The sequence below is a fragment of the Paenibacillus vulneris genome (assembly GCF_039543185.1).
In the GTDB taxonomy this organism is placed as follows: domain Bacteria; phylum Bacillota; class Bacilli; order Paenibacillales; family NBRC-103111; genus Paenibacillus_S; species Paenibacillus_S vulneris.
Map to the genome: position 1 here is coordinate 214276 of NZ_BAABJG010000029.1, position 16494 is coordinate 230769.

Annotated in this window: 12 protein-coding genes, 1 riboswitch and 1 other annotated feature; of the genes, 8 read left to right on the forward strand and 4 right to left on the reverse strand. The window is 52.2% G+C overall.

All coding sequences use genetic code 11. The features are described 5' to 3' along the window. Positions 1 to 133: 133 nt before the first annotated feature. Positions 134 to 1039 carry a DMT family transporter gene (locus ABEA66_RS25815; RefSeq protein ID WP_345592074.1) on the reverse strand — a complete coding sequence of 302 codons (906 nt, stop codon included), beginning with the start codon at positions 1037 to 1039 and terminating at the stop codon, positions 134 to 136. A gap of 98 nt (positions 1040 to 1137) precedes the next feature. On the opposite strand from ABEA66_RS25815, the gene ABEA66_RS25820 reads away from it, so the two are divergent. The 5 genes from ABEA66_RS25820 to ABEA66_RS25840 all read left to right on the forward strand — a co-directional run bounded on the left by ABEA66_RS25820 (position 1138) and on the right by ABEA66_RS25840 (position 7876). Further along, positions 1138 to 2013, forward strand: coding sequence for a LysR family transcriptional regulator (locus ABEA66_RS25820; RefSeq protein WP_345592076.1), 876 nt, complete (start codon positions 1138 to 1140; stop codon positions 2011 to 2013). Between the two features lie 107 nt (positions 2014 to 2120). Continuing rightward, positions 2121 to 3503: a phytase gene (locus ABEA66_RS25825; RefSeq protein ID WP_345592078.1), complete on the forward strand. Its 1383-nt coding sequence runs from the start codon at positions 2121 to 2123 to the stop codon at positions 3501 to 3503. Positions 3504 to 3693: 190 nt separating this feature from the next. Then, the gene (locus ABEA66_RS25830; protein WP_345592080.1) at positions 3694 to 3885 is read left to right on the forward strand and encodes a hypothetical protein; all 192 of its coding nucleotides are present in this window, start codon (positions 3694 to 3696) and stop codon (positions 3883 to 3885) included. 168 nt (positions 3886 to 4053) lie between these two features. Then, on the forward strand, positions 4054 to 4473 hold the full coding sequence (locus tag ABEA66_RS25835) for an HIT family protein (RefSeq protein ID WP_345592082.1): 420 nt from the start codon (positions 4054 to 4056) through the stop codon (positions 4471 to 4473). Between the two features lie 436 nt (positions 4474 to 4909). After that, positions 4910 to 7876 (forward strand): OmpL47-type beta-barrel domain-containing protein, encoded by a 2967-nt coding sequence (locus tag ABEA66_RS25840; protein ID WP_345592084.1) that lies wholly within the window; start codon positions 4910 to 4912, stop codon positions 7874 to 7876. Positions 7877 to 8014: 138 nt separating this feature from the next. On the opposite strand, the gene ABEA66_RS25845 is transcribed toward ABEA66_RS25840, so the two are convergent. Next, a complete protein-coding gene (locus ABEA66_RS25845; RefSeq protein ID WP_345592085.1) occupies positions 8015 to 9514 on the reverse strand; it encodes an MDR family MFS transporter in 1500 nt (499 codons plus the stop codon). Between the two features lie 175 nt (positions 9515 to 9689). Here ABEA66_RS25845 and ABEA66_RS25850 point away from each other — a divergent pair, with 175 nt between their 5' ends. Then, on the forward strand, positions 9690 to 10304 hold the full coding sequence (locus ABEA66_RS25850; protein WP_345592087.1) for a TetR/AcrR family transcriptional regulator: 615 nt from the start codon (positions 9690 to 9692) through the stop codon (positions 10302 to 10304). A 128-nt stretch (positions 10305 to 10432) separates the two neighbouring features. On the opposite strand, the gene ABEA66_RS25855 is transcribed toward ABEA66_RS25850, so the two are convergent. Next, entirely contained in the window at positions 10433 to 12556 is a 2124-nt protein-coding gene (locus ABEA66_RS25855) for an S-layer homology domain-containing protein (RefSeq protein WP_345592089.1), read from the reverse strand. Positions 12557 to 12672: 116 nt separating this feature from the next. Beyond that, positions 12673 to 13506, reverse strand: coding sequence for an AraC family transcriptional regulator (locus tag ABEA66_RS25860; RefSeq protein WP_345592091.1), 834 nt, complete (start codon positions 13504 to 13506; stop codon positions 12673 to 12675). A gap of 255 nt (positions 13507 to 13761) precedes the next feature. Here ABEA66_RS25860 and mgrA point away from each other — a divergent pair, with 255 nt between their 5' ends. After that, on the forward strand, positions 13762 to 14754 hold the full coding sequence (mgrA, locus tag ABEA66_RS25865) for an L-glyceraldehyde 3-phosphate reductase (protein ID WP_345592093.1): 993 nt from the start codon (positions 13762 to 13764) through the stop codon (positions 14752 to 14754). A 57-nt stretch (positions 14755 to 14811) separates the two neighbouring features. Further along, positions 14812 to 15085, forward strand: a binding site (T-box leader). Between the two features lie 173 nt (positions 15086 to 15258). After that, positions 15259 to 16242, forward strand: coding sequence for a tryptophan--tRNA ligase (gene trpS, locus ABEA66_RS25870; protein WP_345592095.1), 984 nt, complete (start codon positions 15259 to 15261; stop codon positions 16240 to 16242). A 51-nt stretch (positions 16243 to 16293) separates the two neighbouring features. Further along, a riboswitch (SAM riboswitch) is annotated at positions 16294 to 16408 on the forward strand. The last annotated feature ends 86 nt before the right edge of the window (positions 16409 to 16494 follow it).

Below are 16494 nucleotides of genomic sequence, written 5' to 3' on the forward strand. Positions count from 1 at the left end.
AACGCTTTCGCTCCTCCAAGGGATATTCCACCTTCCGACCAAACATTTTTCATACCCTAGAGCCTCAAACCAAACCAAAAACCGCCGAAGAGGGCGGCTTTTTTCTACTAAGGGAAGGGGAAGAAGCAAGCCGTTAAGCCGTATGAAGCTTTTTCTTGCTGCGCAAAGCTTTAGGCTTGGAGTTCACCAGCACGATGCTGAGCAAAATAAGAATCAGTCCGGCGACCAGCGTTAACGTGATCTTTTCGCCCAAGAAGAGAACGCTGCAACTAATAGAGATAAGCGGGATAAGGAACGTAAACGAGCCTACCTTGCTGGCCTCACCTGAGCCGACCAGCTTGAAGAAGACAAGCCAGCCGAGGGCAATGACGAAAATGGAAATGAACAACAGGCAGACTACGAAGGGAAGGCTCCAATGAATATCGGACCAGCTTTCAAAGGCGGAGCCTGCACCCGTCAGGACGAGCCCGCCGATCAAAATTTGCAGGGCGACGACCCAGATGGCATCGACCTGTCCTGTTGTTTTTTTCATGTACAGCGTGCCCAGAGCCCAGCTAACGGCGCTTCCGATCGCAAGCCATATGCCTACGGTTGAGATAGGACCGGTAAAGCCTCCGCTGCTGATGGCGGCTACCCCGAGAAATCCAAGCACCAAGCCGAGCATTTTCATCCCGAACATCGACTCTCCGAGCCACAGCCACGAACCGAGCCCGAGCAGCACCGGCTGGAAGAAAACCAGAGCCGAGAACAGACCTGCCGGTAGATAGTTCAGCCCTACGGTCTGAAGCCCGTAATATAGAATGATGTTCAGAACGGAAGAGATAAGGTAGATGTGCCATGTCTGCTTCAAGCGCAGCAGCTTATATCTCGGCAAGCAAACGAGAACGAGGATAACGCCTCCGATCAGTGTTCGCACGCCTGCAAACAGCAGCGGGGGTGTATATAAAAGCGCGTATTTAGACAGCGGCCAGTTGATTCCCCATATGATAACGAGGAACGCCAAATAAACAGCAGCACGTGTACGTGAAAGCTGTGGCATGCAGATCACTCCTTGTTGTTTTCTCTGTTCAACATGATACAATGATTCTACTAATAAATAAAATGAATGTTAATCATAAGGGGTATACCATAAACGTTATGACTCATTCCCAGCTAAAATTATTTGTAAAAATTGTCGATACCGGAAGCTTCACCAGAGCCGGTCAAGAGCTGAATATGACACAGCCCGCGGTAAGCCGCGCCATCTCTACATTGGAGTCGGAGTTGGGCGTGACCCTTCTGATTCGGGACCGGCGCAAGGGAATCGTTCTTACGGAGGTAGGCAAACGTATTCTTGTGCTTTTTCGCGATATATTGAAGGGCTTCGATAAAGTCGATCAGGAAGTGGCGGCGGAGAAAGGCTTCGAGGTCGGACTGATTCGTATCGGTTCTTTTCCTGCGGCTTCGGCTCACTTCCTGCCCAAGATCTTCCGTGCCATCAGCGAAAAATACCCGCGTATCCGATTCGAGCTTCACGAGGGAAGCATCGACGAGATTAAGGAGTGGCTTGCTGCGAGAACGATCGATGTCGGATGGATTATTCCGCCGAACGAAGAGTTCGAAGCGGTCACCTTACTGAAGGAACAGATGTTTTTGTTTATGCGGGAGGACCACCCTTTGCATCAGCATGACCGCATTCATGTCAAGCATCTGGATCAGGAGCCGATGATCATTTGCAAGGGCGGCTATGAAGCTCCGCTTTATGAGCTTTTCGAGCAGGGAGGCTCGCGGCTGCAGGCCCAATTCATCGTTCACAACGCCAATACGGCTCTGAACATGATTGAAGAAGGTCTTGGCATGGCGATCATGTCCAATGTCTCTTTATCCTTGTCCGCCTTGCCGCCGCATGTTGTCATCCGGCCGTTGGAGCCGCAGCCCTACAGGGAAATTTTGCTGGCTGTTCCTTCCTTGGAGGAGTCCTCCTTAGCCGTCAAGCTGTTTATTCAAACGGCGAGGGAGTTATTCTCCATTTAGTAAAATTTTCAAAATATTAACATTGCCCATACATTCCGTTAACATTGGTCCCCTATACTCGACATGCCGAGTGAAAAAACTCGAAAATAATGTACCGGGGGATCAAGATGAAACAAAGAAAAGCTTGGATTGCATCTGCCATGATCGCAGGGATGATGCTGCAAACGTTGAATGTCAGTGCGGCTGCAGCCGATTATGTGCCGCTGCGGGCGCAGCTGGAGAAGCTAGGGGCGAAAGTGAGCTGGGACGCCAAAGATCGTACCGCAATGTTCAAGCTGAAGAACGGTATCGCCGGGATCGTCACGATCAATGAAGGGACATACCGTCTTGCAGGGAAGGAAGGCAAGCTGTCAAGCCCAGTGCAATTGGTTAACGAGCAGACGATGATTCCTGCGGCGCTGCTGCAAAGCATTTTGGCCGAAAACGCCAAATATCAGGATCCGAAGGATGCTGTCCCTATGTTCTCGGTTAAGGCACGGGGAGAGACGGAAGCGGTGGATTCGGGTGAGGATGCGGCGGATGATCCGGCCATTTGGGTAGATCCAGTCGACCCTTCCAAGAGCAAGCTGATTGCCACGAACAAAGCCGGGGGCATACTGGTGTATGACTTGAGCGGAAAGCAGCTGCAATCGTACAACGTCGGCAAAATGAACAATATCGATCTTCGTTACGACTTCCCGCTGGGAGGCAAAAAGGTGGATATCGTAGCGGCAACAAATCGTACGACCAATACCATAGATGTATTCTCTGTCTCCGGAGAAAACGGCGAGTTAACCCCGATTGTAGGCGAACCTATTAAATCGGCTATGGGCGAGGTGTACGGCTTCAGCTTGTATCACAGCCTGAGAACGGGAGCGTTCTATGCATTGGTATTGGGGAAAAAGGGTGAATTCGAGCAATATGAGCTGAAGGACGACGGCACCGGAAAGGTAGCGGGCAAGCTGGTTCGCGAATTCCGTCTCGGTACCCAATCGGAGGGGCTCGTTGCAGACGATGAGTACGGGACGATGTATATTGCCGAAGAGGATGTTGCGATCTGGAAGTACAATGCCGAGCCTGATGGCGGCAAGGAGCCGTTGGCACAAGTCGATATCGCGGACGGACGCCGTTTGCAGGATGACATTGAAGGCTTGACGATGTACTACGGTAAGGACGGCACCGGATATTTAATCGCTTCGAGCCAGGGCAGCAACAGCTACGCGATTTATGACCGCCAAAACGACAACAAATACATTTCCAATTTCAACATTGTGGATGGCGACCGCATCGACGGTACGAGCGAAACCGATGGCATCGATGTGCTTGGTTTTGGGCTCGGAGATCAATACCCGTACGGTATTTTCGTATCCCAGGATGACGCCAATTATGAGAATGGCAAGAAGATTAATCAGAACTTTAAAATTGTAGGCTGGGATCAGATCGCCAACTCGGCGAAACCAAATCTTCGTATGGATAACACGGTGAACCCGCGCGAATTGGTCAAAAGATAAGCCCTGAACGATACTATCTAGGGAAGCCGCTTTGTTTTCTCGCTTTAGAGGGAATGAGGCGGCTTCTTTCGTGATAGCGATTATCATTGTCATAATTTGGGAAATGCTATAACATAATACGATTAATAGTTCTCATTTAGAGAATCCAATTGCAGGGGGTAATCTTTGTTCGGAAAAGAGGCCATGCTGTATGTCAATGAATCGGATGCAGCCGCTTGCTGCGGGGATGTTTGGCTGGCGAGGCGCTGTGCGGTGTTCCGGCTTGCAAAGTATGGTCGATTCGCTGTATCACGGCGTCCTGTGCAGCACCGGGGATGGAGCTTATCCGGGCCGGGCGGGCCGCGGTACGGACGGGATGGCGGTCTCTTTTTCAAGCCTGTGAAGGTCCGGTTGACCATATTTCCCTTAAATTGAAGCTTGCGCCGTCATAGGGGGGAGCAGCTCCGCTTACCTTCCGCCATGATGAAAAAGAACATGGACAAACCATCGGGTTCGGGCTTACTATTAAGCAGAGCATGGTAAATTCAACCCAAAGGCAGGGGAGCCCCTAATGACGCAAAGCTGTATTTATTGTACGAAGGATGAACGGATTGAGAACCTGATGATCGAAATCGGTCAGCTGCGGGTGTCTACGCTGTATCTGTTCAGAGAGCAGACCTATCGCGGACGATGTATCGTAGCTTTGAACGAGCATGAGACGGAGTTTTTCCACCTCTCCCAAGAGAAACAGGACGCTTACATGCGGGACGTAGCCCAGACGGCGCGTGCCATCGAGCAGGCCTTCGCTCCGGACAAAATTAACTATGGCGCCTTCGGGGACACGATGCCGCACGTTCATTTCCACATCGTTCCGAAGTATGAAAATGAATATACCTGGGGCAAAATGTTCGAAATGAACCCGGCTCCGAACCAACAGCTTAGCGATGCCGAATATGAAGAGATTATCGCTCTGATCAAGAAGCATCTGTAAAAGGATCAGCTGCCAATCACCAACACACTCGGCAGAGTGTCCGGATTGTCTGAATTCCAAGGACTTGCCTTCTTTTAAAGAGGGTGAGTCTTTTTTTGTATAGTTGAATTTATAAGACTCCGAGGTCATCGGATGTGAAAGTTTTTATTTGGTGATAAAACTTCCTCTAAACGCGGCCGCATGTCTTTCAAAGGCCTTGCTAGAGGGATTCTCATTTACTCATTCTTCTGATTCCCGGGTAGGATAAGCACGCGTTCTGCTTGGGACGGAAGCTGCGAAATCTGTCGATACTCAAAGGCCCTTCTATACCTTTTTGCCTGTTTTTCCTCCCGGCCTAGTCCTAAGCTCCTGTCTTCATAAAATATTATCAAATCTTTCAATCGTTTCGTGATAGAATGCAATTGCAGTTCTATTATTCAAATAATGGAGGTATATGATGAGCAAATCCATGCATTGGAAGGCAACGCTGTTAAAGACGACACTCGCTCTTAGCCTCGCATTTCCGCTGCAATCTTTCTTTATGGATGGAGGGCAGCAGGCTTTTGCCGAAGGACCTAACGATCCGGCTCCTTTCATCAACGCTAAAGTAGTCAATGAGAACGCAGGTAAAAAGATTTTGTTCGATAACACCCACGGTCAAACGGCAGGCGCGGCGGATTGGGTTATTGACGGCGGTTTTTCCGATTTTGGCAACGCCTTGGCGGATAACGGCTATTATGTGAAGGAGCTTCGGAAGTCCAGCCCTATTACGCTTAAGGACCTGCAAGGCTATGATGTATTTGTTATAGGGGAAGCCAATGTTCCGTACAAGCAGACGGAGCAAGCAGCCATGAAGCAGTATGTTCAAAACGGCGGCAGCATTTTCTTCATCGCTGACCATTACAATGCAGACCGGAATAAAAACCGGTGGGACGGATCCGAGGTTATGAACGGCTATCGCCGCGGTGCTTGGGAAGATCCTGCCAAAGGCATGAGCACGGAGGAACGGAATTCCGCTGCTATGCAGGGTGTAGCCAGCTCCGATTGGCTGAATGAAAATTTCGGTGTGAGATTCCGCTATAACGCGCTTGGCGATATCATCACTGATAAGGTAGTCGCACCGGATCAGGCACTCGGTATTACAAAAGGGGTATCTACCGTTGCAATGCATGCAGGCTCAACGATTGAAATTATTGACCCTACGCGGGCCAAAGGGATCGTCTATCTGCCGCAAACCAAGGAAGCATGGCCTAATGCGGTGGATCAGGGCGTATATGCCGGAGGCGGTATCGCCGAAGGTCCGTATGTCGCCATTTCCAAGTCCGGCCTCGGTAAAGCCGCATTTATCGGCGACTCCTCTCCTGTAGAGGATGCTACGCCGAAATATTTGCGGGAGGAAAACGGTCAAAGAAAGACGACCTATGACGGCTTTAAAGAACAAAATGACGGCACTCTGCTCGTGAATATTATCAATTGGCTGAGCAAGAAGGAGAGCTATACGAAGCTGAGCGACGTGAGCGGGCTTCAGCTCGACCAGCCGACGCCATTGCTGCCGTTCGAGGCTCCGGAAGCATCCACTGAGCCTCAGAAGGAGCCATGGGCCGCACCTGATGCCGGATACAAATGGTGGGACCCTTCCACGTTTAAGCCGGGCTCCTACGGCGGTGCAACAGCCGCTCCAACTGCAGCGTACAGCTTCGTGCATCAGCCACAGCTGCCGAATGCACAGCAGTTCCAAATCCGTGTCGTTGCGGATAACCTGCCGGCTTACGGAACGGTATCCGGCTTCAGCGCAGGCATTTATTTAACCGGGGGCACCCAGGTCGCCCAGATTCAAAATGCCGACGGCACTTGGCCGACCGCATATGGCTACAGCTCTGCTTTCAGCATGACAGCCGATGGCTTGGGCCATGCCTACAAGGATCTCACGGTTCGCATTAAGCCGGACACTACAGGCGCGGCAAGTCTGCGTTTAAGACAAAACGGCAATAACCTCAAGACCGAATCGGTTACCTTGGCGAATGTGCCGGCCGAGCCGCTTCCCGAGGACAAGCCGCCTCTACCTGACCAAATTTCGATAGCGGATGCGCGGAGCAAGGCGGACAATACCCTTGTTACCGTAGAAGGTATCGTGACTACAGAGCCCGGGGCTTTCGGCGGGCAAGCGTTCTATCTTCAGGATGATTCCGCCGGAATCTATGTATTCCAAAGCCAAAGCGGCTTCCATCAAGGAGATAAGGTGAAGGTTACCGCTTCGCTTACTCACTATAACTCGGAGCTTGAGCTGGCCTCGCCTGTAGCTATCGCGAAGACCGGTACAGCCGAGCTTCCTGCGGTGAAGGCCGCTTCATCCGTCAACGAGAATAACCAGGGCCAGCTTATTGAGCTGTCCAACGTTACCATTCATAATGTAGTCGCTGCCACACCGGCGGGTTCCTTTGAATTCGACGCGACGTCCGGCTCAACTACCAACCATGTGCGCGTTGACGGCCGTACGGGGCTCACGCTGGATAAGTTCCCTTATCAGGAGGGGCAAGTTGTAACCGTCCGTGGAGTTGCGGCCATTTTCAAGGATAACTATCAGCTGAAGCCTCGCGGTTTAAGCGATTTTACAGCTGTTGATTCGTCTGCTCCTGTCACAACGGCTGACTTGTCCGGAACGCCGAACAGCAGCGGCTGGTACCGCGAGGATGTGACAGTGACGTTATCCGCAACGGATACCGGAACAGGTGTTGCATCGACCTTGTACAACACGAACGGTGGAGAATGGACGGGCTATACGGCTCCGGTGACCGTTTCCTCCGAAGGTGACACCCGTCTGCAATATTATTCCGTCGATAACGCCGGAAACAAGGAAGAGGTGCAATCACTCCTCATTCGTCTCGATAAAACGGCACCGACCGTGCGTCTGACGCAATCGGGCCAAAGCGTTCATAGCATCACCTATGATGAAGCCTTTACCTTCGAGCTGGCTGCAACGGACGGATTGTCCGGCGTCGCTTCCCAAAAGCTCCTTTTGGATGGCAAAGAGATTGCCTCCGGTCAATCGCTTCAGGCGAAGCAAGTGGGACTCGGTTCCCATACGGTACAGTACCGCGTTGAGGATGCTGCCGGAAATACGGCCGAGCAGAGCTTCAGCTTCGAGATCACGTTCAGCACCAGCTTCTCCGCTGTGCAAGCCTTAATTGATCAGCTGGATAAGAACGGCCAGTTCAAAAATAACGGGGAAGCCAATTCCCTGAAGGCCAAGCTGTCCAACGCGGAAAAACAGTTGGAGAAAGGCCATAAGGACCAAGCCATCAAGCATTTGAACGATCTTCAGGATACGGTGGAGAAGGATGCGGCCAAGGGCAAAATGACGGCTTTCGCCCGCGAGCAGCTGGCTCAGCATCTTGCTTATTTGCTGCAAAGCATTTCCCGTTAACCGATTCCTAGCTAAAGCTATGTATAGCTGCGGCAGCCGGAACAGCGTCTCTGTTCTGGCTGCCGTTTTTTGCTGGTTTCGGGGCTCCCCGCAGTCCTGAATCGGCTTTGAGGAAGGCCTTACAATGTGGGGCTATTTTCATTTAGAGGCACTGTCGCTTAATCTTGCGCCTCCTATCGCAATGCCGGCCAGCAAGCTGACGGTAACAAACAGCGCACCCAGCAGGAACATATCGCTGAGAGCGCCGCTGAACGCCCGCTCAAGCTCCAGCAGCACCGAGTCCGGCATTCCGGAACGTACTTCTTGGTTTAATAATAGCTCCGGGTCGGCGAACTGCTGCAGCTGCCCGGACGTCATGATGCTTCCATGCTCCAATCTGGCCACAGTCCCTCTCGTAAGAATCCCGCCCATGATGCTGATGCCAAAGGTGCCTCCGACAGACCGGAAAAACTGGTTGGAGGACGTCGCTGCCCCTCGCCGCTCCCAGCTCACCGCGTGCTGCGCCGCCGTCCCCAAAGCAGGGAAGATCGCGCCAAGCCCCAGTCCGGTAACCACCATATACATCACGAGCTGCATTAGGGTTGTATCGATGCTCATCCGGGAGAACAGCAAGAAGCCGATCAAGGTTAGGGTCAAGCTCGCTGCAAGAACCGTTCGGTACGAAACCATCGTCAGCCATCTTCTGGAGCCCATAGTAGTCACTACGGTTGCAAGCATCAGGGGAACCAAAACGTACCCGGTAGCGGAAGGGGGTACTCCGATGACTCCCTGTGCGAATAACGGGATGTAAGCGATGGCTCCGAATAAGGCGGCGCTGACGAAAAATCCGGCAATATTGCTGCAGGAGATCGTACGAATTCGAAACAGCTGCAGCGGAATCAACGGCTCCGGAGCCTTGAGCTCCACCCACAGAAAGGCTGCAAGGAGTAAAGTGCCGACTCCAAATAACCCTAGAATGGCATCGCTGCGCCAAGCGTAAGTATTGCCCCCCATGACAAGCGCCAGCAGCAAGGAAACTACAGCGCCGGTAAAGGTTAATGCTCCAAGCCAATCGATCCTTGGTTTGCCCGCTGTGCGCGGCGGTTCTGCAAGAGCCCAAGCCAACATAATCCATGCGGCCAATCCGAACGGGAGGTTGATGAGAAAAATCCAGCTCCACTTCCACTGGACGAGCATTCCTCCTATCACAGGTCCGCCTATGCTTGATGCGGCGAACAGCGTACTGAATAATCCCATGAATCGGACCCTCTGCTCGGGAGAGTAAATATCCGCGATGATCGTGAAGGAAATCGGCATTAGTGCCCCGGCGCCGAGCCCTTGTATTCCTCGAAAGATAATCAGCTGGGGCATCGTCGAAGCGAAGCCGCACCATAGCGACCCTGTCAGAAACAGCAGCAGGCCGAATAAAAAAATACGTTTGCGGCCGAACAGATCGGCCAGCTTCCCGTAGATCGGCATGATGGCTGTTGATGCCAGCATATAGACGGTAAATACCCAGCTATACAGCGAGAGACCGCCTAACTGCCTGGTAATCGTGGGCATTGCAGCTGCCACGATGGTTTGGTCAAGGGAAGACAAGATCAGTCCGATGAGCAGCCCCGCCATGACCCATTTTGAATTCTTTTCCTTCATAGACATCGTTCTCTACCTCCGTTATAATCAACACTGTGTTGTATTTACAATGATGTGTCGATTATATTACCTCTCAAACCGGAAACCGGCAACCAACAATAACAGCCGGGATGCAGCATTTGTAACACTAATCCGGTGAAGTGTTGTATAAAATGATCATGTTAGACAGAAGGAGGATATCATGTCGATGAAGGAAACGACGGATCTTCGGGTTCAGCGTACGCTGCTATGTATTCGGGATGCGCTGATCTCGCTGATGAAGGAGCAGGGCTTTGATCGGACGACGGTTCGGGATATCACGTCTCGTGCGATGATTAACCGGGCTACGTTTTATTTGCATTATGAGGACAAATACGCTTTGTTGAGGAGTCTGGTGGATGGGATGCTGGAGGAGCTGAAGCAGACGATGCAGCTGCCCGACCATTTTTCGGCCCAACAATTGCAGATGAGCACAGAGGTTCCTCCCGTATCCTTTGTCCGGCAGTTTGAGCATTTGGCTGCCCACGCCCCGTTCTATAAAGTAATGCTGGGGCCGAACGGGGTTCCCGGCTTTGCCGGTCGCATGGAGCAAGTGATTCAAGAAGCGCTGTTTGCAAGACAGGCGCTGGCACAGCCTGATGAACGCAGGCTCTCTCTCCCGAGGGAGCTCATAATCCGTTATGCGACGTCAGCTCATATCGGAATTATGAAGCATTGGCTGGAGCATGACATGCCTTATTCGGCCGATTATATGGCTAAGCAATTGAATCGGCTTCATATGCTGGGGCCAACGCAGTTGTCGCTTCCATCGGAGTAGCGAAACATCGGGAAGCAGCAAGAAGACGAGCCAACGGATGGCTCGTCTTGGAATCAAAGCGGTAATGGATCGCTGCCGCTTAACCTGCCGGACATGCTATTTCAACGCTGGTAAATGAACTCCGTCTATTAGTTGACGGTGGGCGTTTCAGGTTTCTTCAGCAGCTGAGTGAACCCTTTGTCCTGAAGATTTCGCAAAAATTGCAGCGCTTCGGCTCTGGTTAACGGATCGCTGCCGCCATACCCCTCCACCGTCGCTCCCGTCTTACCCTCAGAATAGCCGCTGCTGAGCAGGAAACGAATGGCATCCTGGTCATCCGCATAATGCTTACCATCCAAGCCCCCGATAATCCGGGCGACTTGAACCCGCTGAATCGCTTGGTCGCGTGAGTCTCCACTAAGGCCTAGCCGGAAATACCGTGCGTACTCATAGAACTTATCGCTCCAGCTGCTGGAATCCGCCTGAGCCTGCAAGTCTTGAACGCTGCCCGGATACATCCGGAACAGCATAGCCAGAAACTCGGCCTCGGTCACTTGTCCGTCGGGGCGGAACGTTCCATCGGAATAGCCGTCGACGACTTGGTACTGCCGGGCCCATTCAATCGAGGCTTTCGCCCAATGCGAGCCGATATCCCGGAAGGAATCCCGGGACTGCACAGGCGGTGAAACCTGGACGACACTGTCTACAGCTGCGGCGGACTTTTCTTTGATATGCACCGTATAGCTGAAATCCTTGCCTCCGAAGCTCGCCGTAATCTTGGCAGAGCCGGCTTTTATCCCTTGAATGATGCCGTTTTGGATCACGACATGATCTGAATCCGACGTGAATTGTACGGATGAGGACACGTCGGTTTTCGTTCCGCTCATGTAGTTGGCCGAAAAGCCGGGAACCTTGATCGTGCCGCCTACTTCGACGGAGGTAGGATAGGAGCCGTTCGGAACCAATGAATCTATGGCATCGCCTTGAGTCGTAAAGCTCCAGGTTTGCTGTTCCTCCGTTGAAGCAGAGCTCTCCATAAGGTTGCTCGCTTGATAACGGACCGTTACCGTATAGGCGGTATTCGGCTTAAGAGGCTCTTTGGGGATGTACAAAATCGCATTCTCATTGCCCGAGTGCTTGGAATCCACCAAATAATAGTCGACCTGATTGCCGGAGGCATCGCTAATTTGTGCGCTCAAGTGACTAAGCTTGCCTCCCGACGTGGTGCTGACGGAGATCGGATAGCCGACCTTGGCCCCGTTTTTGCCGTAATATTGCAGCGGATTAGGGGTTTCATAAGCATGCCAGTAGGAGGGGACCCCGGTCTGGCCGTTGTAAGGATAGTACACAGGCTTATAGTTCTGGGCGTTGTACGTGTACTCCTTGGTACCCGGATTAATAACGGTATAGCCGTTAGAGACGCCTATCCCAACCTCGCGGAACGATGGCATCAGCAAAATGATCCGGTGAAACGGAGCGTCGATCAGCACCTGGGCCGCTCCTGACGGAGATGTGCCGGTGGAGGCTACGGTCTCGCCGACCCCGCCTGCGGACGCATATCCGAAGGCTTTGGCGCGATCCCAGGGACCGGCGCCGGAGAAGCCCGGTTTGCCCTGTTCCTCGGTGTGCCCCATCTTTTTATCGATCTCCTGATAATTGGCATGGGCCTGCGATGCCTTGTTCAAATTCTCGTTAATAGAAACCGCCGGTACGCCTACGGCCCGTCTAAGCTTATTTATGAGCTCCAGCGAGGCTTGACGATGTGTGGAAAGCCGGGACATATCGATTCCGGAGTACACGTCGAGGGTAGAGGTAGGTACGATAGGCTCGTTGACCACCGGGTTGCTGACCGTTGTCTGCTGCTGTTGCTTCTGCTCCTGCGGCGTGATGTTCTCGACTGTAACCGGAATGGAGGCGGTCAAATCGTTGTAACGGATCGTCAACACGGTGGTCCCTGGACCTACTGCCGTGACGACTCCGCGGGAATTGACGGTGGCCACCTTCGTATCGGCTATCGAATAGGTGCATAATGCCGACACTTCGGCGGATACGCCCGGCTCGCCGAGCGCATAGTAGTAGGTTGTATAGACTGTATTTAACGTCATGGTCATCTCGGAGACTCCGGGCGAGAGCCGGGTATATTTAGGCGTTTGATAGGTTGCCCCTGTTACCGATGAGGCTTCTGCTATGTAAGCACCGCCGGGAAGAGCCGGCAGAGGAATCTGTGACAGCAATACGGCAGCCACAAGCGGTTTGACAAAAGGCTTCAGCATGACATAATCCTCCAGTTATTGAATGTTGTCCTACTACTATTCGCTACTGGAGAACTAATCCCTTCCAAAATTCGACAGATACTTCGCAAAATTTGGTTATAAGGTCCTAGTTAGGATCAGGAGGATCTGCGATATTCGCTGGGAGACTGCTTTTTCAGCTTTTTGAACATTTTGGAAAATAACAGCTGGTCCTTATAGCCTACGGAATAAGCGATCTCACCGATGGACAGCGAAGGATTGCTCATTAACTCGCATGCTTTGCTGATTCGAAAATGGATCAGGTAATCTTGCGGAGTCAGCCCTGTGGCGGCCTTAAACAGCTTGGACATGTATTTGCGCTCCAGTCCGATCCAATCCGCTATTTCACCGATCGTGATAGCTTGGGAATAATTGTTGTGAACGAATTCGATGGCTTTTTTGACATACAAGTCCTGCGTGTTGTCCTGCTTGGCTTCAGGGTGCTTGCACTCGGCCTCTTCAATCAGTACGGATAAAAAGCCGTATAAAGCGCTTAACATTCGGGTATCGCGGGTGCTGCTCATTTTGCTGGCTTCGTAAACCTGCTGAAAGCAGGCTTCAAGCGCTTCCCTCCGGGTGCAATGGAAGACGGGATGCTCCACAGATAAATGGGCCCGGCGTAAGTACAGCTCGGCGTTCAGCCCGTTAAAGGCGATCCAGGAGTAGGTCCACGGGTCCTGATCATCGGCGCGGTAGTAGGCTATGGCATCAGGAGTCAGCAGGAAGACGTCTCCCGAGCCCAAACGGTAGGTATGGTCACCGGCACGGTAAATACCTTGGCCGCTATGGACATACAATATTTTGTAATGGTCCTTCAGCGCCGGTCCCCAGGAGTGCCCCGGCGAGCAGTGCTCGAATCCGGAATAAAAAAGCTTTAATTCTATAGTGCGGATCGAGCGGTCGGAATGAAATCTGTAGTCGTGATAGCCCATATGCAGCCTCCGTCGTAAGGTACGATGTTTACTGTGAGACATTATACCATATAAAGAACTCATGCTGACATATGGAATGCTTGTCCCCCGATATAGAATGGAAGTAGGCTGGACGATTGTATGAAGGGAACTGTCTCTTCGTCAGACAGGCTGTGAACGATGAGTTTTTTGACACAAGATAAGATATCCTGCGGTTAAGGAGTCCCCCGATCAAGGAACAAGCATTTCTCATAGAACTCTCAAGGAGGAGAAACAATGAGCTATATCCCTAGCAATGAAAGATACGATACGATGGTATACAACCGATGCGGCACATCCGGACTCATGCTTCCGGCCGTATCCCTGGGTCTTTGGCATAACTTCGGAGGCCACGATTCTTATGAGAACGGCAGAGCTATGGTACGACGTGCGTTCGACCTGGGCATCACGCACTTTGACCTGGCGAACAACTACGGGCCGCCTCCGGGAAGCGCGGAGGAAAACTTCGGCAAAATGCTGCAGGCCGACTTTGCCGGCTACCGCGATGAAATGATTATTTCCACTAAAGCGGGCTACCGCATGTGGCCTGGACCTTACGGAGATTTCGGATCGAAGAAATACATCGTGTCCAGTCTTGATCAAAGCTTGAAGCGGATGAATCTGGATTATGTCGATATCTTCTATCATCACCGTCCGGATGCCAACACGCCGTTGGAAGAGACGATGGGAGCGCTGGATCTGCTGGTGCGTCAAGGGAAGGCGCTGTATGTCGGGATCTCCAATTACAGGGCGGACCGTGCGAAGGAAGCAATCGCGATTCTGAAGAGCATGGGAACTCCGGTGGTCATCCATCAGCCTAGATATTCCATGCTGGATCGCTGGGTCGAGGATGGCCTGCTGGATGTGCTGGAGGAGCAAGGAGTGGGCAGCATCGCGTATTCGCCTCTGTTCAAAGGTATCTTGACGGACCGCTATTTGAACGGCATTCCGCAGGATTCCCGTGCCGCAGGCTCCAGCGTATTCCTCAAGCCGGAGGAATTAACGGATGAAATGCTAGGCAAAGTCCGTCGTCTTGACGAGCTGGCTAAGCAGCGCGGGCAAAAGCTGTCGCAAATGGCTATTGCGTGGGTATTGAGGGGCGGTCGAGTGACCTCCGCATTGATCGGCGCGAGCAAGGTGAGCCAGATTGAAGATGCGGTGGCGGGCTTAAGCAACCTGAGCTTCAGCGAAGAGGAGCTTGCCGCTATCGAGAGCATCCTGAAAGGGTAGCTGGCGAATATTTGTAATGATTTTACAAATCGAGTGTGCTATACTGAATCAAATGAATAGTTCACGATGATGAAGAAGAGTAGACGAAGCTAAAGACTTCAGAGAGCGGATGGGTGGTGCGAATCCGTGTCGGTGCAGCGTTGAATGGGCTTCGGAGTGCGGATCTGAAGGCTTCGGCCGGTAGGTGAAGCGGATGTCTCACCGTTACAAGAGACAGGGTATCGAGGAAGAGCTCTCGAAAAAGGGCTGCTGCGCCTCCGTACCTGTAGAGCGAGTCTGCTTAGAGGCAGGCTAATGAAGGTGGTACCGCGAATTCAACTTCGTCCTTTTTAGGACGAAGTTTTTTTGTTGTTCTCACTGTTTCAGAAACGGGCAGCATCGATGCGATGCCGGTTCATCTATATTTTTTAAAGGGGGTGATGGCCATGGAAGACGGCTGGTGGTGGCGAAGTAACGATCAATTATTAAACAACTACCATTATGTAACTTTGAGGAGGATGTTCCATGAAACAACGTGTATTAACAGGAGATCGCATTACCGGCAAGCTGCACCTTGGCCATTACGTCGGAAGCTTGAAAAATCGGGTGGAGCTGCAGCATCAATATGAAACCTTTATTTTGCTTGCGGATGTGCAGGCATTGACGACACATTTTGACAACCCGCAGCTGATCCGGGATAACCTGAGGAATGTAGCGATGGATTATCTCGCCGTAGGCATTGATCCGGAGAAGGCGACCCTGTTCGTTCAATCGATGATTCCGGAAATCGCCGAGCTGACCGTCTACTTCTCGATGTTCGTCACAGTCAACTCGCTGCGGCATAATCCCACGATTAAGACGGAGGCGAACGAACGCGGGTACAAGGATATGTATTACGGCTTTCTGGGTTATCCGGTCAGCCAGTCGGCGGATATCGCGTTTTGTAAAGCGACATTAATTCCTGTCGGCGAAGACCAAATCCCGCACATCGAGCAGACGCGCAAAATTGTACGGCGCTTTAACGATTTGTACGCCCCGGTGCTTGTCGAGCCGAGAGCCCTCGTAGGGGAGCGGCTGGATGGCTTGGACGGAAACAGCAAGATGAGCAAGAGTCTTGGCAACGCAATCTATCTCGATTCGTCGAAGGCGGAGCTGACGGACAAGATCAAGAAGGCGAAAACCGACCCGAGCCGCATCCACAAGCAGGACCCGGGGCATCCGGAGATTTGCCCGATGTATGGCTATCATGCCGCATTCCGTCCGGACGGCAAGGAGGAGATCCGCGAGAGCTGCTCCAAGGGCCGCATCGGCTGCGCCGATTGCAAGAAGCTGATCATCTCTGCGATGAACGAGCTCTTGGAGCCGATTCGGGAGCGCAGGCAGCAGGCGGCCGCCAAGCCGGGCTTCATAGATGAGATGCTGATGGCGGGAACGGAGAAGGCGCGGGCTGTAGCTAAGGAAACGATGCTGGAGGTCCGTGAGGCGATGGGTATCCAGTATTTCAAATGATTGCCAAATATAGATAGATGGGATTATAATCAAACCTACAATTGAACACTTCTCTTATCCAGAGTTCGGCGGAGGGACTGGCCCGATGAAGCCGCGGCAACCGGCTTGTCAACGGCAAGCACGGTGCAAATTCCTGCGAGGCGATGACTGCCTCGATAGATGAGAGGGAAGGAAACCGTCAAATCGACATTAGCCCCCTTTCATTGGAAGGGGGTTCTTCGGGTCCCTGATTATTACAGAGCGATGATAGCC